The sequence below is a fragment of the Halosimplex yunnanense genome, from assembly GCF_054504345.1.
Window position 1 is genome coordinate 1 of the sequence record NZ_JBTJEL010000014.1, and the last position, 681, is coordinate 681.

A 681-nucleotide genomic window follows, 5' to 3' on the forward strand; every position below is an offset into this window, starting at 1 on the left:
TTCCGACCGGTACTAAGATGTTTCAATTCCCGGCGTTCCCCATTGCGCGAAGCAATTGCGGTGGGGATTCCCATTCGGATATCCTGCGTTCTTCGCTTCCATGCAGCTCCCGCAGGCTTATCGCAGCTTGGCACGTCCTTCATCGGCTCTCGAGCCGAGCTATTCACCAGGTGGCATAGTAGCCACTTCTGTCGGATACACGTATCCCGATGATACGGATCCAGTTGACGTCTGGATTGCACGTACACACGGTCGTCATCGTGCGCCCCCGGCGGTCGTCGGGGACGACATCGAACCCTTCCCAACCTCGCTTTCGCGGGATGGTGCATATGTTCTTGCGGACGCGATGTCCGCTGTATTGACCGACTCGGATTCGAACCGAGAACACCTCGAAGAGGTGCGCTGCCTGCTCGGTCTCCCTCGTGAGAGGGAAGTGTGAGCCTTGACAGTTCGGTGCCCGATCGGGACGATCGGGGTGCTACCGGATGCCTGCCACAAGGGCAGGACTTGCGTAAGTGAGCCGGGGCGTCGCCCCGGTCTCGGTCAGTAGGAGGTGATCCAGCCACAGATTCCTCTACGGCTACCTTGTTACGACTTAATCCCCCTTGCGGAGCCCAGATTCGACTCGGGTATCCGAGCCTCATCCGGACCCCACTCGGGTGATTTGACGGGCGGTGTGTG

2 rRNA genes are annotated in these 681 nt (G+C 59.5%); both read right to left on the bottom strand.

The features are described 5' to 3' along the window. Positions 1–191, bottom strand: a 23S ribosomal RNA gene (locus AB2U09_RS00085); the annotation flags it as partial. Between the two features lie 357 nt (positions 192–548). After that, positions 549–681: ribosomal RNA gene (locus AB2U09_RS00090) — 16S ribosomal RNA — on the bottom strand; the annotation flags it as partial.